Annotated in this window: 8 protein-coding genes; 1 reads left to right on the top strand and 7 read right to left on the bottom strand. The window is 64.0% G+C overall.

The annotated features are described in order from the left end of the window. Positions 1-9 precede the first annotated feature (9 nt). A complete protein-coding gene (locus tag KA261_07190; GenBank protein MBP7697582.1) occupies positions 10-1,761 on the bottom strand; it encodes a carbon starvation protein A in 1,752 nt (583 codons plus the stop codon). Positions 1,762-1,974: 213 nt separating this feature from the next. Between KA261_07190 and KA261_07185 the strand changes: the two genes are divergently transcribed. Beyond that, positions 1,975-3,303 (top strand): hypothetical protein, encoded by a 1,329-nt coding sequence (locus KA261_07185; GenBank protein MBP7697581.1) that lies wholly within the window; start codon positions 1,975-1,977, stop codon positions 3,301-3,303. Positions 3,304-3,335: 32 nt separating this feature from the next. Here the strand turns inward: KA261_07185 and ggt are convergent, their stop codons facing one another. The 6 genes from ggt to KA261_07155 form a co-directional block, all read right to left on the bottom strand. Then, positions 3,336-5,039, bottom strand: a complete 1,704-nt coding sequence (gene ggt, locus KA261_07180) for a gamma-glutamyltransferase (protein ID MBP7697580.1) — start codon at positions 5,037-5,039, stop codon at positions 3,336-3,338. Between the two features lie 13 nt (positions 5,040-5,052). Continuing rightward, on the bottom strand, positions 5,053-7,242 hold the full coding sequence (locus KA261_07175; protein ID MBP7697579.1) for a beta-galactosidase: 2,190 nt from the start codon (positions 7,240-7,242) through the stop codon (positions 5,053-5,055). 227 nt (positions 7,243-7,469) lie between these two features. After that, positions 7,470-8,309: a T9SS type A sorting domain-containing protein gene (locus tag KA261_07170; protein MBP7697578.1), complete on the bottom strand. Its 840-nt coding sequence runs from the start codon at positions 8,307-8,309 to the stop codon at positions 7,470-7,472. Between the two features lie 289 nt (positions 8,310-8,598). After that, complete coding sequence (locus tag KA261_07165) at positions 8,599-10,971, bottom strand: S8 family serine peptidase (GenBank protein ID MBP7697577.1); 2,373 nt, start codon at positions 10,969-10,971, stop codon at positions 8,599-8,601. Between the two features lie 355 nt (positions 10,972-11,326). After that, the gene (locus KA261_07160; protein MBP7697576.1) at positions 11,327-14,629 is read right to left on the bottom strand and encodes a hypothetical protein; all 3,303 of its coding nucleotides are present in this window, start codon (positions 14,627-14,629) and stop codon (positions 11,327-11,329) included. A gap of 564 nt (positions 14,630-15,193) precedes the next feature. After that, positions 15,194-24,601, bottom strand: a complete 9,408-nt coding sequence (locus KA261_07155; protein ID MBP7697575.1) for a tandem-95 repeat protein — start codon at positions 24,599-24,601, stop codon at positions 15,194-15,196. Between the last annotated feature and the right edge of the window lie 20 nt (positions 24,602-24,621).

Raw genomic sequence — 24,621 nt, 5'->3', positions numbered from 1 at the left:
CCGAACAGCTTATGACGGCGCCGCGCGGCCGGCGGCGGCCAATCGCTCCCGTGCGAATTCGCGAAGCGACAGCCCCAGCACGCCCAGCGCCAAAAGCAGCAAAACGATATCGGTCCCCGCGAGCACCACGTTCCCCGTCGGAAGGTAGGTGGTCACCAGGTAGTAACTTAACGAAGCTATTGTTGTGCAGATCATTACAGCCGCCGGGATGAGCGTGTACCAACTGCTCCGACCGGCCCGATGTAACCAGACCGTGACCGCAATCAAGGTCAAAGCGGCCAGAAGCTGGTTCGTCGACCCGAACAAAGGCCATATCAGCTTGTATCCATTGGACATAGCAAGCGCAAGCATCAGCACCACGGCCACCGCCGAGTTGAACCAAAATTCTGTTAAGAGCTTGGGAGGATTGGGAATAACCGTGCGCCAAAACTCCTCCAACAGGTACCGGTTCAACCTCACCGCCACATCCAGCGTCGTGATCAGGAACCCCTCCACCGTCAGAATCCCGAACACCACCCCGTAGGCCAAGGGAATCCCGAACGCCCCCTCCAGAAGATGCCCCATCGACAACGAGAAGGCCAGGATCGGATTGCCCGCCCCGACCTCGGGCCACGTTACCCGCATGTATTCGGGAAACGACAGCGATGAGCCGATCGTGATGAGCACGAGGACCGCAAGCAATCCCTCCAGCAGCATCCCGCCGTAGCCGATGGTCCGCACCTGACCCTCGCGGGCGATCTGTTTCGACGAGGTCCCGCCGCAGACGAGCGCGTGAAAACCCGAGATCGCCCCGCAGGCGATCGTGATGAAAAGGAACGGCCATACCGGCCCGAGCTTCGCGCTCCCCTCCGCGAGGTTGAGCGCCGGTGCGCTCACCGCGAGACCCTGCAGTCCCATGACCAGCACCCCCAGCATCATCGCCCCCATCCCCGCGTAGAGGATCTGCACGTTGACGAAATCCCTCGGCTGTAGGATCAGCCACACCGGCAGACCGCAGGCGAAAAGCGTGTAGACTGCGATCACGTACATCCACGTGGTCGGCGCGAAACCGACCGGGATGCGGAACCCCACCCAGACCGAGAGCGCCCCCACCGCCAGCGCGATCAGGTAGGCCAGCCAGGTCGCGATCTGCTTCCGGGTCACCAGGTAACCGAGCACCGGCGCTGCGAGGGTGATCACGATCACGGAGGTCGACGCAATCCCCCCGATCACGCCCATCGCCACCCCGTTCTCATGCCGCACCCGCAGCAGCGTCTGGCTCTCATCGAGCCCGAGGCTATCCAGCGGCCAGAGCGACGTCAGAGACACCGCCGTCAGCGAGAGGAAAGCCGAGGTGACCAGGACGATCAAGACGACGGTGAACAGAATGAACAGCAGAAATCCGGTCGGCCCCAGCGCCCTCCGGGCGATCTCCGCCATCGACGATCCCCGCTCGCGAATGGAGGCGAACAGCGACGCGAAATCATGGACCGCTCCGAAGAATATGGCCCCGAGCACCACCCACAGCCACACCGGGCCGACCCCGTACAGGATGCCGAGGGTCGGGCCGATGATCGGCCCCGCCCCGGCGATCGCCGAGTAGTGGTGGGCGAACAGCACCGAGGGCCGGGTCGGCACGAAATCCCGGCCGTCGTTGAACTCCACCGCGGGCGTCGGCCGCTCCGGCTGCAGCCCCACCTGCCGCCCAAGGTACCGCCCGTAGTATCGAAACGCCAGCATGTAGAGAAGGATTGCCCCGAACAGATAGACCAGTACGTTCATGTACGCTCCCTCGCGCCGCCCCCGGCGCGCGGGTCGGGCCGGGCAGCGGCTCTGACCGCAATATGCCGGTTTTTTCCTCTCCCGCAAGGCCTCATTTTTCGGCGCCGAGCACTCGCGCCCCTGCCCATTGGCCGCTTTTTTTGCTTTTATTGCCCCCCGCCGTTTCCTATACATTCAGCAACTTACGCCGCCTCCCGGCGTAGACACAGTGGTATGCCGAGAACCGCCCACCATACACCCGGCCGGGCGACGCGCCTCCTGCTGCGTGCCGTCTTCACTATCGTCCTCCTGACCGTGTCCCTGGCCGGCGCCGCCTCCGGCATGGTCTTCCTCCGCCAGGAAAACCTCCACATCTCCAACCTGCACCGCATCGAGGAAGACGTCTACGCCTACTCCCAGAACATGACGGTCGACGGGTTCGTCGACGGCGAGCTGACCGCGTTCGTCTACAGCCTCCAGATCAACGGCGATGTGACCGGGTCGGCCAACGTCCTGGCCTACCAACTGACCCACCGCGGACACATCGAGCGGAGCCTCCGCGGGTTCGCCAGCACCGTCATCATCGACGGCTCCGTAGGCCGGTCGCTGCTGCTCGCCGCTAACGAAGTGACTATCAACCGCGCGGCGGTGGTCGGGCGCGACGCCCGCATCTACGGCAACAATGTGCGCCTCTACGGCACCATCACCGGCAACACCTACGTCTCCGGGTCGTCCCTCATCATCGAAGGGACGATCGAGGGGGATCTCGATCTGCGCGCCGCCAAACGCGCCGAGATCGCCTCCACCGCCGTCATCACCGGCAATCTCACCTACCGGTCTCCCTCCGAGGGGGATCTCGTCATTGCCGACGGGGCGACTGTCGCCGGCACCGTGACCTGGGTGCCGCCGGCGGAAGAGGCGAAAGACGGAGAGCCGTCGCCGTGGACCGCCGGGCCGATTCTCTGCGTCGCGAAACTGCTCGCCGCGTTCCTCTTCGGCATCATCCTCGTCGCCGTCTTCCGGCGCCATGCCGAGGAGTCGCTCAACCAGCTGCGCGCGCGCCTGGTCGTCTCCATCGCCGTCGGCTTCCTCGTGCTCATCGGCTTTACCCTGGCCGCTCTGACATTCATCATCGCCCTGGTCCTCGTCATCACCGGCCTGATCCTGGTCTCGGGCCAGGGAGTCGTCCTCGGCGCTTTTTTGGTGATTTTCTCCACGCTCGCCCTGCCCATCGCCAGCTTCGCCTCCGTCTCTGCCGCCATCATGCTCTATTCCGGCAAGATCGTGGTCGCATACCTGGCGGGGGCGCTGCTGCTGAAACGGGCGCGCCCGGCTCTCCTGAGCTGGTGGAACCTCCTGCTGGGATTGGTGCTGTTGTTCGTGATCTTCGAGGTGCCCTACCTGGGGAATCTCGTGTACCTGCTGGTCGGCGTGACCGGCGCCGGCGCCATCGCCCTGGGCGTGCGCAACTGCCGCCGCCCGGTCGAATCGCCCGCCCCCGCGGCCCCGTCGTATCCGCCTCCGCCGACCCCTCCGCCGCCGCCGCCGAGTTATCCCGCCTGATTCGCGCCGGCCCGCTGTCGGTGTGCCGCTGCTTAAAGCCCCCCGGCTGTTCCCCGGCCCCGCGGGTCGGACGCCCCGCTCATATATCCGCGGTCGTCGATAAATATCGCCTGCACGTCGCCGAACGCCTCCCGCTCCTTCACGGCGTGCCCGTAACCGGCCAGCGCCCGCACCGTGGCCGCATCATACCCTCCCGTTTCCACATATAGCGTGTCCGGCAGCCACTGGTGGTGAAACCGCGCCTGCGCCAACGCCTCCGTCAGGGGGAACTTGAACCGAGTGAAGTTGAGAAGCGTCTGCGCCACGGTCGTGATGATCCGCGAGCCGCCCGGCGACCCGAGAATGAGAAACGGCCGCCCATCGACAAGCACGAGCAGCGGGGCCATCGACGACAGCATCCGCTTCCCCGGCTCGATCCGGTTGGCCGCCCCCCCGACCAGCCCGTAGGTGTTCGGCACGCCCGGGGCGATCGCGAAATCATCCATCTCGTTGTTCAGCAGAAACCCCGCCCCGCCCACCACCAGCGCCGAACCGTACGACGTGTTGATCGTGTAGGTGACCGCCACCATGTTCCCCTCGGCATCGCAGACGCTGTAGTGCGTCGTCTGGTCCGACTCCGGGGCCGGCGCCAGGCCGGGGGAGACCGACTCCGAGGGCGTCGCGTGGAGTGTGTCGATCTGCAGCCGCCGCTGCGCCAGATAGCCCGGGTCGAGCAGATTCCCCGGCGCCTTGGTAAACGCCGGATCGCCGAGATACTCCGCCCGGTCGGCGTAGGCCAGCCGGGCCGCCTCAGCGAACAGGTGCATGTAGGCCGGCGAGTCCGGCCTCCAACCGGAAAATGAGTGCGGCTCCAGAAGCTTCAGAATCTGCCCGACCATCAGCCCGCCCGAGGAGGGCGGAGCCATCGAATAGCAGTCCAGCGAGTCGAAACGAAAGTACACCGGGTCCCGCCACGCCGCCCGGTACTCCGCGAGATCCTCGCGCGTGATCAGGCCGCCGTACTTCTGCATCGTCGCCGCGATGCTGTCCGCCACCTGTCCCGCGTAGAAACCTTCCGGCCCCTGGGCCGCGATGAGGTAGAGGGTCTGGGCGAGATCCGGCTGGACCAGCGTGTCGCCGGCCGCCGGGAGCCGCCCGTCGGAGAAGAACACCTCCCGCGTCTCGTCGAACCGGGACAACTGGTGTTCGTAGGCGCGCAGCGAATTCGCCAGAAACGCATCGACCGGGAACCCCTTGTCCGCCAGCAGGGCCGCCGGCCGCACGAGCTCTTCCCAGGGCATCGAGCCGTAGGCCTGCCACAGCGCGTAGAGCCCGGCGACCGTGCCGGGCACGCCCGCGGCGAGCGCCCCGACGGTCGACGCTTCCGCGATCACCGTCACGCTGTCGGCCAGGTACATGCCGCCGGTGGCCGCCCGGGGCGCCGTCTCGCGAAAATCAAGCGTCCGCACCGTATCCGCCTGCGCCGACCGGATCACGGCAAAACCGCCGCCGCCGAGATTCCCCGCCTGTGGGTGGACGACCGCGAGAGCGAACCCGATCGCTACCGCCGCGTCGAACGCATTCCCCCCCCGGCGGAAAATCTCCTCCCCCACCTGCGTCGCCAGAGGCGCCGCGGTCACGGCCGCCCCCTCCTGATACAGGCGGGTCACCCGGATACCGTCGCAGGCCGGACCGACAACCCCGAAGAGCAGCACCGCCGCGAGCCCGAGCCGGCGCCGCATTCCACCTCGCCGCATGAGTGATTCCCCGCTATCGTTTCTCGACCAGGAACACCAGCCCGTCCGGAAAACTGAGGCGGAGCGGCAGTCCCTCCTGCAGTTCCTTGGCCGACGACTTCAGAACCGTCGGATTCTCCGGATCGCCGAACAGGTCGGTGAGCTTGACTTTCACCGCACCGAACCCCAGCCCCTTCAGGTCCGCCCGGATTATGACCTCCTTCGTCTTCGCCTCAAACCCGTCCGACAGCTCCCCGGCCGGCGGCGCCACCACGTACAGCAGCGACTTCTTCGACCCCAGGTGGAACGCCACGTCGACCGAGGGATCGGAGCAGTACAGGTGCGACACCTGCTTTTCCGACTCGAGCACCGCCTCGATAAAGGCCAGCTTCTTGTGGTTGCCGCCCGAGGCGATGTCGAAAGCGAAGAAGATGAAGTTCCCTTTCGACCGGGCCGAGGTCACCCCCACGACCTTCGCCCCGCACTTGGCCGTCTTGCGCGTCTTGGCGTCGTCCCCGGCCGCGATGCTCCCGTAGAGGTACGCCGGGAACTCCGCGCCGTCTTTGCAGGTGATCGTCCCGATCCGCGTGTCCACGGTCGTCTTGATTCGGAAATGATTCGACAAGATTTTGCAGTCCCGGAAATGCTCGTCGTACTTCGGCATCAGCCCGCACATGATGACCGTCTGGCCGTTTTTCACCAGCTCGACAATCGCTTCCTGGTCCCGCTGCGCCATGACCTCGGCCGAGGGAATGAAGAGTACCTTATAGTCCCTCATCGTCGACCAGTCTCTGTTTTCGCGCACGCCGAAATTCAGCTTCAGCCGGGTCAGGTCCCGGCAAAAACCAACCGTCGACTCGTTGAGCAGGCGGGGGAGATAGGCGAACGATTTCGACGTATCGGTCAGTTGCAGCCAGGAATACAGGCGGTTGCCGACGACCGCGATCTGGGGCCGGGATTCCATTTCCTCCAGACCGATCTCGGTGATCGCCGTGTTGAACCGCTGGATCACCCGGTATCCGTCCGAGACCGTGCCGTCGTGGTGGAGCGGCGCGCCGTACCAGTGTTCGCGGTCCACGAACATGTAGTGGTTCATGCCCTTGAACCCGGCTGCGAACCCGGCCGCGAGGTAGAACCGCCGTTCGTTGTTGCACACCGGGGCGATGCGCTGCTCCCGCTCCGGATCGGCCGCCGCCCGCCCCGAGACGAACGACGAGGCGAATGCGAAACCGTACTCCTCTTTCAGAAAACGCGCCTTGATCACCAGATCGAAGTAGTTCCCCTCGGGAAAAACATTGCTCCCCAGAAACGGCGCCATCTCCTCGGGCACGAGATTGTAGGCGGGGAGGAGATCCCCCGGCCGGATATAGAGCGAACGGAAAATCAGCGGCTCGACCGTGTACGCCGTGAACAAGTCCTCCACCGTCTGCAAATACGTCCGCAGGATGTACTCCCGGAACCGGAGCCAGTCGAGCACCGGCGGGTAGTCCTTCATCTCCAGCTCGGCGAACTTCCGCGGCGGCTCGACCGCCTCGAACTCCGCGTACTTCGTCCGGTACTGGGCGTTGAGCTTCTTGATGTCGTCCTGATACAGCTCCCGCAGAAACCGGGGGTAGTGGGCCGCCAGCACATCCGGATTGTAGTCGGCGCTCGCCGGGTCCAGCAGGCGGCCGAACGAGGTTTCGTAATCAAGCTCCACCATGAACACCGGCCCGCGCGGGTGGACATAGTTTTTCGTCGTCTCGATCAGGGCCTTGAAATACGTCTTCAGATGAAACTGAAAATTCGGGTGCAGGTAGCTCGGGAGATAACCCGCCTTGACCCCGTGGTCGGCCGGCAACTCCCGCTCCTGCCCCTGTGCGTCACGCGCAAACACTTTCAGATCATTGAACAGGTGCTTGGGCAGACCGCCATAGGGCAACTGGCCCGCCACCCACGGCCCCGGTCGAAGAATCACCTTGAACCCAAACTCCCGGGCCAGCTCCAGGAAAACGATCAGATCCTTCCGCGGATCCGTCATCCCCGCAAAATCAAACGCCTTGGTCTGGTCCTGGTGGATATTCCAGGGCACGGCGGTTGCGATAATGCGGAATCCCGCCCGCTTGATCCGCTCAAAACAGATGGACCAGTGTCGCTTGTCAATTCGGAAATAATGGAGCTCGGCCGAGAACGGCGGATAAGTTTCTTTACCAATTGAGAAACGATTCCCGATTACTCCTAACATTGTAACGCCTTATATATCAACAGCTTAACGTGAATTTTCCAGCTACCGCAAAAAAGCAAAATATCACATGCCTGAGACAAAGTCAACATGAAAGATTTAACTGATTGCACAACAATAACTTAAACGAGAGGTGGCAAAAACTGACAGGTCGGGCCATTTTGCCAAGAAAAAGCCCCCGTCGAAACGGGGGCTTCAAGTAGCCTTGTGAAGCTATGGACCGTCAGAGGTCACTTCAGCAGCAACATCTTACGGGTCTCGGTGAAACTGCCCGCCTCGAGCCGATAGAAATACACCCCCGAGGCCTGCTTTGAGGCATCCCAGCTCACCGAATGCTGATCAGCATCCATCTCCCGGTCGATCAGGGTTATCACCTCCTGACCGAGGACGTTGTACACCGTCAACCGGACATTCGATTTGCTCGGCAAATCAAACGAAATCGTCGTCGCCGGGTTGAACGGGTTAGGGTAGTTCTGCTTCAGCGCGAACGACACCGGTAGGTTTTCCTGGACCGTGCCCGTCACATCCGTGAGCGCTCCCAGGAACGCCGGGTAAAACTCAGTATTGAGGTCGAATTCCACGAAGGAGTAATCGGTACCGAGCCCCCAGGCCGTTTCATCAAACGTGACCGCATCGACATCGGTCCAGCCCGTGGTGTTGAAGTAGTACGTCGCCCACAGGCGGCGCCCCGAGCCGTCTCCGGCCAGTGGTGACGTGAAGGCCAGACCGCCGAAAAGGAAGCGCAGATTCGTGTTCGTCAGGGTGATGTTGGCCTGCTCATAGAAGAACGTCCCGAGCGTGAACGCCCCGCTTGTCAGCGCCGACGCCTTGGCGCTGTCCATTTGCACCTTCGGGTTGTTCCAGACGAAACCGATCGTGACCCCGGAGAGACCTTCATCCGAGTACACCCACAGCTCCACTTGGAAATGACCGGATGCCGGGTCGCCTTGCGGCACCAGGATCACCGTGTCCATTAAGCCAAACGGATCCTGCGGGTCCGGGCGCGCCCACGCCGAACCGGCGACCAACATCCCGATCAGCAGGGAAAGAATCAGTAATCTCGCCTTCATATATCAGCCTCCATGCGTAGCTGCTGTTGTCGAAACTCTCAACTTATCGCTATCTAGGACAATATCCGTCGTTATCGATTCCTCTTAGATCGCACACCTCCTGGAGCATGAACTCCTGTTTCTCCACGCTTCGCTTTTCGCTACACGTATTTCGCCTTTCTCACTGTCCGACAAGATAGGCCCCGGCCGAAGGGGCGTCAATAAAAAATGTCGATCCGTCAAGATTTGCCCAAAAGAAAGCGGCGGGCGCTCAAGGCCGCCCGCCGCATACAGTTGCAGTCGTCCCAGGTCAGTCCTCGATCGGCGGCGGACCCCCTCGGAACAGGTAGTTCACGAGGTAGGTGACATCGGCGATCGCGATCGTCCCGTCCCCGTTCACATCCCCGCCCCGCGGATCGGGTTCGGGCCCTCCCTGGAAGAGGTACGCAATAATAACGGTCAGGTCCGAAATCTTGATCTGGCCGTCGCAGTTGGCGTCCCCGCGCAGACACGCCCGGACCGCCACTTTCCCGACCGTAAGGACCGGCCAGTAGTTGCCGTAGGGGGTCACGATCACCGGCGAGTGGCCGGCGGCGGTCGCCGTGTCGATCGTCACCAACTGGTTGGGGGTCGCCGTGGTGTGCACGGTGAGATACAGCTTCACGATCGCCCCGGTGTCCGGCGGAAGATAGTCGGGCGTGCCCACCAGCGTCGGCCGCAACGAGATGGCGAACTGCTGGGTGTTCCGGTTTTCACCCACCAGGCTCTTGTAGGCGAAATAGGAGGTGCGCAGCCCGGCCACCGAGAACGAATCGTACTCCACCTTCCGCTCGTCGTGATTCTCCAACTGGAAAGCGAACTTGATGTCGCTGATGTAGCCGGTGTTGTGCAGGTAAACCGGGATCACGACCTGTTCGCCCAGGCCGACCTGCACCGAATCCATCTTCAGGCTGTCGGCCCGCGCCCAGATGTACTTGCGAAGGTGTTCCTCGCCCGGCCCTATCGATGAGGAGTCGTCGACAATGAGCGACACGTCGTAGAATCCCGGGGCGGTGTACTCATAGGCCGGGTTCTGCTCGGTCGACTGGTCGCCGGTGCCGAATTTCCACAGCCACGAGGTCGGCGAGTAGGGGGACAAATCGGTGAACTGCACGGTGAAGGGCACGTTGGCGCTGGTCACGTCGGCGGTGAACTTCGCGCTTGCCAAGCCGCGGAGCGCCTTCCACGCGTTGATCCGCCCCGATCCGAGCTTGAAGTGGTACTGGGGCTGGTTGGCGTACTCCACCGGGTCGGCGGTGCCGATGATCAGCGAGTCCACCTGCGCCTTGCTCAGCGACGGCATGGCCGACCGAATCAGCAGCGCCTGACCCGCCACCATCGGCGAGGCCATCGAGGTCCCCCACAGGTAAGCGGTTGTCGCGGTGTACTCGTCCGAATAGGTGGAGAGGATCTGCTCGCCCGGAGCGCAGACGTCGATCCAGTACCCATAGTTGGAGCTGGACGCCTTAATGTCCGAACTCGGCCCGACGTTGGCCACCGAAAGCACTCCCGTCTGATAATCGATTTCGTCCGGGTTGTCCAAACCGTCGTTGCCGGCCGCGTGGCAGAACGTCACCCCGGCCGCGATCGCATTCGCCGCCGCCGTCGCGGTGATGCTGGCGCCGCCCCAGCTGGCGTTGATCACATCGGCCCCCATCATCACGGCGTAGTCAATGGCGGCTGCGCAGTCGTTGGAATTCACGTACCCGTTGCCGTCGGTAGAAGTGTACCCGGCCCGGAGGCACATGATCCGGGCGCCCCGGAAGGCGCGATTGCCGCCGAACCAGCCGCCGGCCGCCCCGGTTACGGCGATGCCGTTATTGTTGGCGGCCGCCGCGATGCCCGCCACGTGCGTCCCGTGCCCGGTGAAATCGTTCGGGTTGGGATCCCGGACCGAGCCGTCCTCTCCCGCCGGGACTGATCCGGCGTAGGTGAGGAAGTCGTATCCGATCAGGTCGTCGACAATCCCGTTGCCGTCGTCGTCCACCCCGTTGAGGTCATCCGCGTCGTACACCGCCTCGTCGCCGTCCAGATCCTCGCCCGGATTCACCCAGATGTTCGGCGCCAGGTCGGTATGGGTGTAGTTCACGCCGGAATCGACACACCCGAAAAGCACCGAATCGGACCCGGTCTCGATATCCCAGGCGGTGTAGAAATTCGGATCAGGGGGGCCCGGTTCCATGGCCCACTGGTTGGACCACATCGGATCGTTGGGGGTCGCCCGCAGCGGCATGTCCCAGACCGGGTAGGCTGTGCGGACATTCGGGTTCTGCAGCAGGGCCGCGACCACATCGCGAACGTCGACATTCTCCGGGAAGAAGAACTCGTAGAATCGGGTGAGGTCGTGCATACCGGAATTGACCGGCGGTTTTTCCGTCCGCCACGGGAAAATCGCGCGGTAATCGCTCACGCGCAGGTCGGCCAGGACAGCATCGAGGCTCGGGATGCCGAACGACACGCGGCCGAACGACTTGGCCGCCGCCGTCACCGCCACGTTGTCCTCGAACTGCACCGTGACCCGGCCCGGCACGAGCAGCGGTTTCGGGGGCTCGCCGCCCGGTACCGTTACCGCCGGCGCCGTAACCGTAAGCGCGCCAACCGAAATCAGCACCAGCAGCGGAAGCAGACTTACCTTTCGCATCATCTTACAGGACTCCCATCACTCTATGTTAGAACTTCAAGCATAATCCGGAACACAGCCCGGCCGCCGCGCCTGCCCGCCCGTCGACCGGCAGCCGCCGGCGGCGCGAACCGAACTCGTTGCCACGCTATCTCTATCGACCATCTGGATCGCCTGCCCCAGTACGGTTCCATCGGGCATCGGTGAGGATATTTGCGGTCACAGTACTGGTATGACTCGAATCTCCGGCGGACACATATCGCCACCTACAATATACGGCATCCTCCCGTTCTGACAAGACAAAAAAGGCCGCCCCGCACAGGCGGGGCGGCCTCATATGGTCAGTAGATGCGTTGCTCTACTGCTGTTCCCTCAGGCCTTAGCAGGCCGCCGGCGCAGGACCGCCGCGGAACAGGTAGTTGATCAGGAGCGTCAGGTCGGCCACCTTGATCGTCCCGTCACCATTCGTGTCGCCGTGGGCGAGACAGCTCGGGGCCGCGCCGCCACGGAACAGGTAGTTGATCAGGGCCGTCAGGTCAGCCACCTTCACCGCACCGTCATTGTTGAAGTCGCCGCGCAGCTTGCAGCAACCCATCGGGATCATCACGTGGCCTTCCGCCCACTTCTGCGCCTTGTTGGCGACAGTGGTGAGGTTGGCCAGCGTCCCGTTCTGGACCGTCATGTACGCCGTGTAGATGTACAGGGCGCCGGTCGCGGCCAGATCGTAGTCGTCGTCGAACGTCATGGCCATGTGGAGGTCGGTATACAGCGACTCAGGAGCCGTCGACGTGTACTTCGACCAACCGCCGGCCTTCATGTTCTCCCACAACTGGCTCTTGTTGAACCCGTAGGTGTTGCCGTACACGTAGGTCGGATTGTCCTTCGTGTAGGCGCCGAACGGGGCCGTCGAGTTGAGCACGGTGGTGGTCGGGCCGTTCACGTACGCCATGCCGAGGAACTTCATCGCGCCGAACCGCGCGTCGTTGTTCTGGCACTCCAGCGTATCGTTGTACTCCGCACCCTGCTGCCAGATCAGCTTCAACGTCGAGTTGAAGTCGGAGGCGTTCCGCGAGCCGGTATCGGACGGGATATCCCAGTCCACCGCCTCGCCGATCAGCAGGTCATTGTGAGCCAGGCCGTCATTCGAGTAGATTTTCAGGCGCTGGACCACAAAGTTGCAGCTGTCGGCAACCTGCGGCGCAAACCACGTCTTCTCGATGGCGATCGAGGAGTCGCGGACGAGGAACGTGCTCGTGAACACCTGGCCGGAGTCGCCGGCGGCATGTGCGGCGACATGGCTGACCGGGTAGAAACCGAACGGCGTGACATAGTCGTTGTCAAACGCGGTCCAGTTGGCCACCGTGTCGGAGCCATCCAGCCACATGACGACCGGCGAGCCGCTGTAAATGTACGGACCGGCAGTCGTGTCGCAGTCCACCCCGTAGTAGTCCAGGCCCATGCCCTTGTACCACTGGATATTCTCATCCGAACCGCCGAAGAGACCGTCGCTGCGAACCATCAGCGCCAGCGGCGTGCAGGCCGTCGCGATCGTATCAAACACCGGCGGCACAACCGTGTCGGCCACGATGAAGTCGATCTCGTAGTCCCGGTTGCCGATCTGGGCATTGACGAACCGCAGACGCCCGGTCAGATGGTAGATCTGGCCGGCCACCGCCCCGGTCGGGGTGACAATCACCGTACCGGTGGTCGTGTTGTTCAGACCGGAGTTCACCGGGCTGGTGAAACCGGTGTAGCTCAACCAGCCGGAGAGCGGACCAGCATCCATGATGGGGGTGATGGTGAAGGAGTATGCGGTGTTACCAATGTTCGTGAGGGTCACGACCGAATCAAAGATCACACCAGCCTTCGTCCAGGCCGGGAAGCCGATTTCAGGCGGGCTCCAGACCGGGTTCGGGGCCACCACCGGGTCGATACACTGCATCCGGAACCACTTCACGTCGGAGTTCTGCCAGGTACCTTCGTCCTGGACAATACCGCCCGCGGAGTGGTCGTTGATGTACTGCACATCGAGGTAGAAGCCGGAACCGCCCGAGGCGCCGGCCGGGAGAACCACCGGCACGCCCGCGCCGGCATTGTGGGTGTCGCCGAAGCGAGCCATGGTCGCCCACATGTCGTTGTCGCACGGACCGCCCGCGCCGTTCGCCGAGTCACAGCCCGGCGTGCGCGAGTTGGTCAGGTTGCGGGCACGGTCCCAAGTCAGACCGCTGTCGTTCGAAATGCTGACGTACAGATCGGCGTTCGCCGCGCCGTCCGGATAACCCGGGTTCGACTCGGTGGCGCAGTCCGTCAACACGCCGTTCGGCCGGTCGTTAAACTGGCTGAACAGCACATAGAACTTGTTGCGGCACTCGGAGATCGACATCTTCGCAACCGTCAGGTTCCACACGCCCGGGAAGCAGTCGCCCGGCTCCCAGGTCGCATCGACCACCGTCCGAATGTACGGCACGTCCTGCGACCAGTGGAGAATGGCGCTGCGGCTGAACACGTACAGCGTCGAACCGGTCGGCCAGTAGGCCGCGCCCCAGATGATGTGGAGGTCGCCCTGGGTGTCCAGCAGAATCCCGAGGTCGGTGTACGGCTGGAAGTGCGGGATGTCGGCGGCCTGGGCGATCCGGCTCTTGGTCACGTTCACCCGCGGCTGCCAAGTGACGCCGTAGTCCAGCGAGATCTGATAATAGAGGTCGTTGTTCCACTGGGTCGCCCCGGCGATTTCATCGCAGGAGGCGGTGTCCGGATCGGCGTCGGTGCAGGGTACGTTCGCAATCCACACCAGAGCCGTCTTCCCAGCGTCATTCCCGTCGACCGTCTGCGCGATGTCATGCACCGTGTCGACCACCTTCGGCGGGAAGTCCCAGGTCGCGGCCGGGTCGTCCATCGCGCCCACGCGACGGAAGTAGTAGATCGCCTGGGGGTCGCCGGCTTCCGGCAGCGAAGCCTGGCCGAACACATGGGTCACGGTGTCGCCCGGGGTCGGGCCTTCCACATACGCCATCGAGGGCCAGTTCACTTCGTTGTAGTCCGTGCCGACCTGCGGCTGCTTCGCATACTGCGAGAGCGCCGCCGGGACGGAGTCGCGGTACCCGAAGGTCACGAACCCTTCCATGAAGTCCCAGTAGACTTCGATGTCGTAGTGAGCGTCGACCGCTTCCTGGTTGTGGCAGGTCACGACCGCCCGGTTGTCATTGGTCACATCCAGGTTGACGTAGCCGGCATAGTCGCCCGTCGCCTGCAGCGTCGCAAACGGCGAGTACAACTGCTGCGTCGAGAAGTCGTACTGCGTGTACGCCGCCGCCCGGTCAACGAGGGCCGCGCTCGGCAGGAACATCCACGAGAAGTGAGCAATGGTCTTACCGCCCGTCCGGGTCTCGTTCATACGACCGACGCGGCCGTTGTGCTGGTAGTCGTAGAACGTGTTACCCACGGCCAAGCCCGGGGACGCGGTCGGAGAGGCAATCCCCAGCTGCTGGCCGGGTTGTACCCGCACCGAACCCGGAATCGACTGCTCGTCCGGATACGGGAAGGCATACTGCATCGAGGCATTGATCTGTTTGTCCACCGTCCGCTTCGTCTGTTGCGGCGCGCTGGCGGCAAACACCGTTACCCCGAGAAACGCAACCAGAAGCAAGGAGAGGATTGCTACTGAGGTAATCTTCCTTGTCATCGCAACTCCTTTCGAGAGTTTGAGAGTGTTCCCAACTTATTCCTCTACGTCACCAAATACATGGTTAACCACTCAGGACCCGAAGACGCGGGCCGGAGCGAGACCCCGGGCGTGCGCCTCCGGTTGCAAGCGCAAAAGCTATTGACTCTCTGTGTGGATCCACCTCCCTTCCTGTGCACCCGGGCAACTGCCCCGCAAGCAGACATCGCCCGCAGCGCTCACCAAAGGTTCATTCGTCCCACGAAATTCTGAAGCAAGCGTACGTCTACGGCAAAGTTCTACGTATCCAAGCAGCATGGCGAATCAAAAACTGAACTGAAAGTCTGTTAGCCTTCGAGAATAACGGCAATGCGTCAAGAGAGAATTCAGCAAGACCTTCCTGTTTTGCCAACCATACCACTTCCGCGAAAGCTATCACATATATAAGGTTATAATAGGTTCCTGTCAAGCGTTTTTCCCGCTTCACATACTAAAATCACCCCCCCTTCGCAAGCATAAAAACGACAACAAAAAGCCGCCCGAGAGGGCGGCTCTTTGTGGCAAAAGTCGCTGCCGACAACGCAGTTATTGCGGCGGACGCGGTCCCGACTTGTACAGGAAATTGATCATGTACACCAGATCGGCCACCTCAATCCGCCCGTTCATGTCAACGTCACCCGACTCCAACGGCGCCGGCGCCTGGCCGCCCCGGAAGAGGTAATTCGCCAGGAAGACCACGTCGTTCAGCGAGTACTGGCTGTTCGCATCCGCGTCTCCGCGGAGGAACGACAGCACTCTGTATGTTATTTGCATCTCGTCGGTTAGCCCGCCGGAATCGGTCACCGTGAATGTCACCGTCGACACCGTCCCGACCTGCAGTGCATCGGCCAGGATAATGTACCGGCCCGTCCCGTTGTTGTCGTCCACGAAGTTGGCCCCGGCAATCAGCGGCCCCGCCGTCAGCACCAGCGGCAACCCGTCCGGGTCAACCGCCGTCACCGTCGTCGTATGCTGAATATCCGGGTACACGTCGACCGTCGCCGGATACGTCCCGCTCCAGTACGGCGCCTGGTTGCCCATGTCCACCACCGTGATCGTCACGATCTCGGTGTCGGACAGCCGCGGGACCGCCGCCGTCGCATCGTCGGCGATGATCCGCACCTCGTAGGTGCCGGCCTGGGCGTAATTGGGCCGGAAGGTGAAGCGGAGGCTGTTGGGCGGCGACACCACGACCGTGGCATTCACCGGCACATTCTCCGCCCGCATCACCGGTTGGAGACCGTCCGGATCCATCGACAGCACCGAGAAGCGCACCGAATCCCCTTCGTTGACCGTGAATGGCCCCGTACTCGGCGTGAACGACATGACCGGAGGCTGGGGCACGTTGAAGACCCGGAATGTCTGGGTTGCCGACTCCACCTGGAGCGCCGGATTGTCCGCATCCGTGGCCCGGAACACGAAGTAGTAGAAACTCGGGTTGCTGTTGCCCTGGGCGTAGTCGGGCGTGAAGAAGATCGCCCCGTGCCCGTTGCCCGAGTCGACGAAGGTCATGTTGCGCGCCAGCGTGTCCGCGCCGCTCAGATGCGCCGACAAAACCGGTGTGGTCCCGTCGGGATCGGTCGCCTGGAACCAGCGCGTGATCAACAGCCCCTCGTTCACGTCCGTGGGCGCCGCCGGCTGAACCAGCGTCAGCGGCACCCGGTTCGTGTCGGCCACCGTGATCGTCACCTTCTGCGAATCGATGTCGTCCGGGTACGCCGGATTCCCGTCGGCCGCATAGAACGTGATCTCGTAGACCCCGGCGTCCTGGTCCGACGGCAGCCAGCGGAACCCCCCCTTGCCGTTGAGGCTGTCGACAAAGGTTGCCGCGCCCGGGAGCGGACTGGTGGACAGGATCGGGATATCGCCGTCGATGTCCCCGCCCTGGACCGAGAACGTCAGCAGCCGCAGTTCGGTCGTAAACTGGTTCTGGATGAAGGCGAGCGCCGGGGGATGGTTCCCGAACTCGATCACCTCGATCAGGAGGTCGGTCGTGTCGGCCCGCTCGTTGGCTGTCGCCACCACCTGGATCACGTGGATCCCGGACTGGGTGAAGTCCGGTGCGAAGGTGTAGGTGCCGAGTCCGCCGCCCACGTTCGTGAACGTGAAGTGCGCCGGCGTGGTGCCCTCGACCACGCTCAGCGTCACCGGGTCGAGATCCGGATCAGTCGCCCGAATCGAGTCGGTCAGCGTCTCCCCTTCGACCACGCTCGGCGTCGGCACATAGGTGAAGTAGGGGGCCTGATCGCCCGCTTCCGTCACCTGGATGAGCACGACTTCCTTGTCGAACGACTGGCCGTCGGAGGCGCGGAACTCGACATAATACAGCCCGGCCTGAGTGAAGCTCGGCGTGAACGTCCAGGACGCCGTGCCGTCCCCGTGATCGACCAGGGCCGAGTTCGGGGGCGCATTCTTGACCGAGAAGGCCGGCACCGCCCCTTCCGGATCGGTCGCGGCGAGATCGATGATGAGCGTGCCGCCCTCGGCCACCTTCCGGGTGCCGATCGGGCTGAGCACCGGCGCCTGGTTCACCTGGCGCACCGTCACCACCACGCTCAGGTAGCCGGTCTGCGCCGGCACGTCGTCATCGACCCCGATGAAGTGGATGGTATCGACCCCGACCTGGGCCAGCGTCGGGGCAAACCAGAACCGTCCGGTGTTGTTGCCGTTGTCCGTGAAGCGGGCGTTTGCGGGCAGGTCGACCACCGAGAGGAAGATCCGCCCGTCCTGGGCGTCGGTCGAATCGTAGGCCGTGATCGTGAACTGGAGCGTGTCGAGCGCGTCGACCGCGTACGGGCCGGCCGGGAGGAACTGCGGCGGCTGGTTCCGATCGAGCGTCGTCACCGCCACCCGCATCACGCTCGAGAGCGGCGGCGCCGCATTGTCGGTCGCGATGAACCGGATTGAATCCAGCCCGGCGTCGAGATAGTCCGGCGTGTAGGTAAGCACGCCGGTCCCGTCGCCGTTGTCGACAAACGTGTAGTTGGCCGCGTCCAGCGTCGCGCTGACCGTCAGCGCGATGAGGTTCCCTTCGAAGTCGGCCGCACTCACCGTGAGCACCAGCGTCGCACCTTCCGCGACCGTGGTGTCGTTGATCTCCGTCCACTGCGGGGGCTGATTCCCCGCCTCGCCCACTATGATCGTCACCACCTCGGAGTCCACTTCCGCCGGGTAGAACGCATCGGTCGCGTAGAACGTCACCGTGTAGGTCCCGGCGTCGGCGAACGTGGTCGCCCACAGGAAGAGCGCCGTGCCGTTGCCGTTATCCGTAAACGCCGCCGTGCCGGGCAGCACCGAAGTGGTCAGCAGGGGGAAAGCCCCGTCGGGATCGGCCGCCGTGACCAGGAACGACAAGGTCGAACCCTCGGCAATCGCCCGCGTCCCTATCGGCTGAAGCACCGGCGGGCGGTTGACGTTGAGAACGTTGATGGTCACCATTTCCGAATCCACCGCCGTCGAGAGCAGGGCGTCGGTCGCGTAGAACGTCACCGTGTACACGCCCGCCTGCACGTACGTCGGCGTCCAGGTCAGCGCCCCCGTGCCGTCGCCGTTGTCCGCGAACACGGCTCCGGTCGGAAGCACGCTCGTGGAGAGGAGGGGGAAATCCCCGTCAGGGTCGCTTGCCGACACCGGCAGGTTAAGGATCACTCCCTCGTTGACGGTGTGCGCCCCGATCGGACTGAGAACCGGCGGCTGGTTGACGGCGAAGACCGTGATGGCCACCGCCTCGCTGTCGATTGCCGCTCCGTCGGAGGCGTAGAACGTCACCGCGTAGGATCCGGCGGCGGTCGGCCCGGGCGTCCAGTCGAACGTCCCCGTCCCGTCGCCGTGGTCCGTAAACAGCGCTCCCCCCGGCAGCGCCGAGCTCGTCAGCGTCGGGATTGTCCCGTCCGCGTCGCTCGCCGTCACCGCAAAGAGCAGCTGGATCCCCTCCTGCGTATCCTGCGGGCCGATGGGGGCCAGGATCGGCGCCTGGTTGCCCGCGTCGGCGATCGTTATCGTCACTATCTCGTCGTCCGTCAGCGAACCGTCGGACGCGGTGAATACCACGTTGTAGATGCCGGCCTGGGCAAACGTCGGCGTCCAACTGAACGTCCCCGTCCCGTTGGCGTGGTCGGTGAACACCGCTCCCGTCGGGAGGCTCCCGGCCAGCAGCGACGGCGTGGTGCCGTCCGGATCGCTCGCGGACACCGCAAACGTCAGGAGGACCGCCTCCGTCCCGGCCTGCGCCCCGATCGGGTCGAGCACCGGCGCCTGGTTGCCCGACTCCACCACCGTGATCGCGACAACTTCGCTGTCCACCACGAGACCGTCAATCGCCCGGAACGTGACGCTGTACGCGCCCGCGTCCGCAAATCCCGGCGTCCAGTCGAATGTCCCGGTACCGTCCCCGTGGTCCGTGAACGTCGCCCCCGTCGGCAGGTCCGACGTCGTCAGAGTCGGGGTTGTGCCGTCCGGATCGGAGGCGCTCACCGCGAACAGCAGTTGGACCCCCTCCGTGGTCGCTTTCGGCCCGATCGCCGCCAGCACCGGCGGCTGGTTGCCGGCCTCGAGGACCGTGATCGCGACGACCTCCTCATCGGTCAGCGAACCGTCGGACGCCGTAAACGTCACGTTGTAGGCCCCCGCCTGCGTGTACGTGGGCGTCCAGTCAAACGTTCCGGTCCCGTCCCCGTTGTCGGTGAATACCGCGCCGCTCGGCAGGCCGGTCGCGGTCAGGGCGGGTGTCGTCCCATCCGGGTCGCCGGCCGACACTGTGAACTGCAGCAGCACATTCTCGGTCGTGCTCTTCGATCCGATCGCGGCCAGCACCGGGCTCTGATTCCCGGCGTCGAGCACCGTGATCGCCACCGTCTCGCTGTCGGTCGCCACCCCGTCGGTCGCCCGGAACGTCACGTTGTAAACGCCCGCCTGGGTATAATCCGGCGTCCAGTCGAACGACCCCGTCCCGTCGCCGTTGTCGATAAAGGTCGCCCCCGCCGGCAGCGTCGAGGTCGTGAATGTCGGTGTCGTGCCGTCGGCGTCGGCCGCGCTCACGTCAAAGAGCAGCGGCACCGCTTCGGTCGTGCTCTTGGGGCCGATCGCCGCCAGCACCGGCGCCTGGTTGCCCGCGTCGACAACCGTAATCTCCACGATCTCCTCATCGGTCAGCAGACCGTCGGACGCGGTGAATGTCACGTTGTAGATGCCGGCCTGGGCAAACGTCGGCGTCCAGGTGAACGTCCCCGTGCCGTTGCCGTTATCCGTGAAATTCGCCCCGCTTGGGAGATCCGTCGCCGACAGGGCGGGCGTCGTGCCGTCCGCATCCGTCGCCGACACCCCGAACGTCAGGAGCGCTTCTTCGGCCGTCGCTTTCGGCCCGATCTCCGCCAGCACCGGCGGCTGGTTCCCCGCCTCGTTCACGGTGATCGCGACGATCTCCTCATCGGTCAGCGAACCGTCGGACGCCGTAAACGTCACGTTGTACGATCCGGCCTCGGTGAACGTCGGCGTCCAACTGAATGTGCCGGTCCCGTTGCCGTTGTCGGTGAAGCTCGCGCCGGCGGGGAGATTGGTCGCCGACAGGACAGGGGTCGTCCCGTCCGGGTCGCTCGCGCTCACCCCGAACGTGAGCAGGACATTCTCGGTCGTGCTCTGCGGACCGATCGCCGCCAAAATCGGGGCCTGGTTGCCGGCCTCATTGACCGTTATCGCGACCTCCTCCTGGTCGACCAGAACACCGTCCGACGCCGTGAATGTCACGTTGTAGACTCCGGCCTGGGCGAACGAGGGCGTCCAGGTAAACGTTCCCGTCCCGTTCCCGTTGTCGGTGAAGCTCGCCCCGGTGGGGAGTCCGGTCGCCGAGAGGGCGGGGGTTGTCCCGTCCGGATCGCTCGCGTTGACCGCGAACGTGAGGAGGATATTTTCAGTAGTGCTCTGCGGCCCGATCGCCGCCAGCACCGGCGCCTGGTTGCCGGATTCGTTCACCGTGATGGTCACGATCTCCTGGTCGGTCAGCGAGCCGTCGGAGGCCGTGAATGTCACGTTGTAGACCCCGGCCTGGGCGAACGTCGGCGTCCAGGTGAACGTCCCGGTCCCGTCCCCGTTGTCGGTGAAGCTCGCCCCGGCGGGGAGATTGGTTGCCGACAGCGAAGGCGTCGTCTCGTCCGGGTCGCTCGCGCTTACCCCGAACGTCAAGAGGACATCTTCAGTGGTGCTCTTTGGACCGATCGCCGCCAGCACCGGTGCCTGGTTGCCCGCGTCATTGACCGTTATGGCTACAACCTCGTCATCGGTCAGCGAACCGTCGGACGCCGTGAACGTCACGTTGTAGGCCCCCGCCTGCGTGTACGTCGGCGTCCAGTCGAACGTCCCGGTCCCGTTCCCGTTGTCGGTGAATGTCGCGCCGCTCGGCAGTCCGGTGGCCGTCAGGGTCGGGGTCGTCAGATCCGGGTCGGAGGCCGACACCACAAACAGCAGCCGCACCTGCTCGGTCGTCGTCTGCGGACCGATCGCCGCCAGAATCGGGGCCTGGTTGCCCGATTCGCTGACCGTGATGCTCACGATCTCCTGGTCGGTCAGCGAGCCGTCGGAGGCCGCAAACGTCACGCTGTAAACCCCGGCCTGGGTGAAAGAGGGCGTCCAGGAGAACGTTCCCGTCCCGTCCCCGTTGTCGGTGAAGCTCGCCCCGGTGGGGAGACCAGTCGCCGTGAGGGCGGGGGTCGTCCCGTCGGGATCGCTTGCGCTTACCCCGAACGTCAGGAGGACATCTTCAGTGGTGCTCTTCGGACCGATCGCCGCCAGCACCGGCGCCTGGTTGCCCGCCTCGGTGACCGTGATGTTCACGATCTCCTGATCGGTCAGCGAGCCGTCGGAGGCGGTGAACGTCACGTCGTAGGCGCCGGCCTGGGCGAACGTCGGCGTCCAGGTGAACGTCCCGGTCCCGTCCCCGTTATCGGTGAAGCTCGCCCCGGTGGGGAGATTGGCCGCCGAGAGGGCAGGCGTCGTCTCGTCCGGGTCGCTCGCGCTCACCCCGAACGTGAGAAGGATATTTTCAGTTGTGCTTTTCGGGCCGATCGCCGCCAGCACCGGCGCCTGGTTGCCTGCGTCGATGACTGTAATCGCCACCACCTCGCTGTCCAGCAGCGCACCGTCGGCAGCGTAGAAAGTCACGTTGTGGGCACCCGCCTGGGTAAACGTCGGCGTCCAGCTAAACGTCCCGGTCCCGTTCCCGTTGTCGACAAACGTCGCCCCGGTGGGGAGCGTCGAGGTCGTCAGTACCGGCGTTTGGCCGTCCGGATCGCCGGCGCTCACACCGAACGTCAGCAGGATATTCTCCGTCGTGCTCTTCGGACCGATCGCCGCCAGCACCGGGGCCTGGTTGCCCGATTCGAGCACCGTGATCGCCACCACCTCGTCGTCGATCAGCGTCCCGTCCGAGGCCCGGAACGTCACGTTGTAGACTCCCGCATCGGTGAATCCCGGCGTCCAGTCAAACGTCCCGGTTCCGTCGCCGTGGTTCGTAAACGTCGCCCCGGTCGGAAGGCCCGTCGCCGTGAGATTCGGAGTGGTTCCGTCGGGATCGCTCGCGCTCACGGCGAAATTCAGATTAACGTCCTCTGTTGTCGTCTTCGGACCGATCGCCGCCAGCACCGGCGCCTGATTTCCGGCCTCGAGGACGAAAACCTGTACCAGCTCGCTGTCCACCGCGAGAGAATCATCACGCGCGTAGAACATCACAAGGTAGGTGCCCGACTGCGTATAACCCGGCGTCCAGCTGAACGCCCCGGTGCCGTTGCCGTTGTCCGTGAACGCAGCCCCGGTCGGCAACAACGACGTTGTCAGCACCGGCGTGCTCTCCGCGTCGGTCGCCGAGACTCCGAAATTCAGCGGAATCCCTTCCGTGATGCTCTTGTTGCCGATCGCCGCCAGCACCGGCTGCTGGTTGCCGACCTCATTGACCGTGATCGCGACGATTTCGCTGTCGATCGCGGTCCCATCCGAGGCCCGGAATGTCACGTTGTACACGCCGGACTGAGTGTAATCCGGCGTCCAGTCAAACGTCCCGGTCCCGTTGCCGTTATCGGTAAACGTCGCTCCCAAAGGCAGCGTGGACGTTGTCAGAGTCAGCGCCTGGCCATCGGCATCGCTGGCCGACACCCCGAAATTCAGGTTCGCGTTCTCGGCTACGCTTCTTGGCCCGATCGCCGCCAGCACCGGCTCCTGGTTGACATTCGTGACCGTGATCGCCACGATCTCGCTGTCGATCGCGGTCCCATCCGAGGCCCGGAATGTCACGTTGTACACGCCGGACTGAGTGTAATCGGGCGTCCAGTCAAACGTCCCGGTACCGTTGCCGTTATCGGTGAACGTCGCTCCGCTCGGAAGAGCCGAGGTGGTCAGAGTCAGCGCCTGGCCATCGGCATCGCTGGCCGACACCCCGAAATTCAGGTTCGCGTTCTCGGCCACACTTCTTGGCCCGATCGCCGCCAACACCGGCTCCTGGTTGACATCTGTGACCGTGATCGCCACAATCTCGCTGTCGATCGCGGTGCCGTCCGAGGCCCGGAATGTCACGTTATGCACGCCGGACTGAGTGAAATCGGGCGTCCAGTCAAACGTCCCGGTCCCGTTGCCGTTGTCGGTGAATGTGGCTCCGCTCGGAAGAGCCGAGGTGGTCAGAGTTAGCGCCTGCCCATCGGCGTCGCTGGCCGACACCCCGAAATTCAGGTTCGCGTTCTCGGCCACACTTCTTGGCCCGATCGCCGCCAGCACCGGCTCCTGGTTGACATTCGTGACCGTGATCGCCACGATCTCGCTGTCGATCGCGGTCCCATCCGAGGCCCGGAATGTCACGTTATGCACGCCGGACTGAGTGAAATCCGGCGTCCAGTCAAGCGTCCCGGTCCCGTTGCCGTTATCGGTAAACGTCGCTCCGAGAGGCAGAGTGGACGTAGTCAGAGTCAGCGCCTGGCCATCGGCATCGCTGGCCGACACCCCGAAATTGAGGTTCGCGTTCTCGGCTACGCTCTTGGGCCCGATCGCCGCCAGCACCGGCTCCTGGTTGACATTCGTGACCGTGATCGCCACGATCTCGCTGTCGATCGCGGTCCCATCCGAGGCCCGGAATGTCACGTTGTACACGCCGGACTGAGTGTAGTCGGGCGTCCAGTCAAACGTCCCCGTCCCGTTGCCGTTATCGGTAAACGTCGCTCCGAGAGGCAGAGTGGACGTAGTCAGAGTCAGCGCCTGCCCATCGGCGTCGCTGGCCGACACCCCGAAATTCAGGTTCGCGTTCTCGGCCACACCTCTTGGCCCGATCGCCGCCAGCACCGGCTCCTGGTTGACATTCGTGACCGTGATCGCCACTATCTCGCTGTCGATCGCGGTGCCATCCGAGGCCCGGAATGTCACGTTATGCACGCCGGACTGAGTGAAATCCGGCGTCCAGTCAAGCGTCCCGGTCCCGTTGCCGTTATCGGTAAACGTCGCTCCGAGAGGCAGAGTGGACGTAGTCAGAGTCAGCGCCTGGCCATCGGCATCACTGGCCGACACCCCGAAATTCAGGTTCGCATTCTCGGCCACACTTCTTGGCCCGATCGCCGCCAGCACCGGCTCCTGGTTGACATTGTTGACAGTAATTGACACGATCTCCGAGTCGATATCGGCGGTGACCGCATCGGCCGCATAGAACGTCACGGAGTATTCGCTGGCCTGCGTGAAATCCGGGGTCCACGCGAAACTCCCGGTGCCGTCGAGGTTGTCCGTGAAGGTTGCCCCCGTCGGAAGCGCCGAAGTGCTCAGGACGGGGATAGTGGCATCGGCATCGCTCGCGGAGACGCCGAAATTCAGACTCACGTTCTCGTTGACCGACTGGGCGCCGATCGGATCGAGCACCGGCGGCGCCGTCTGGGCCGCCGCGCCGGCGGCCAGCAGGAGAACTCCCGTGAGGATCAGTGCATGTATTCTGGACATCTACCTTCTTCCTCCCTGAT

This window comes from Candidatus Zixiibacteriota bacterium (assembly GCA_017999435.1).
Classification (GTDB): Bacteria; Zixibacteria; MSB-5A5; order GN15; family FEB-12; genus JAGNLV01.
Note: the sequence above shows the minus strand (reverse complement) of the source record. Positions and strands in the feature narration are given on the sequence as shown.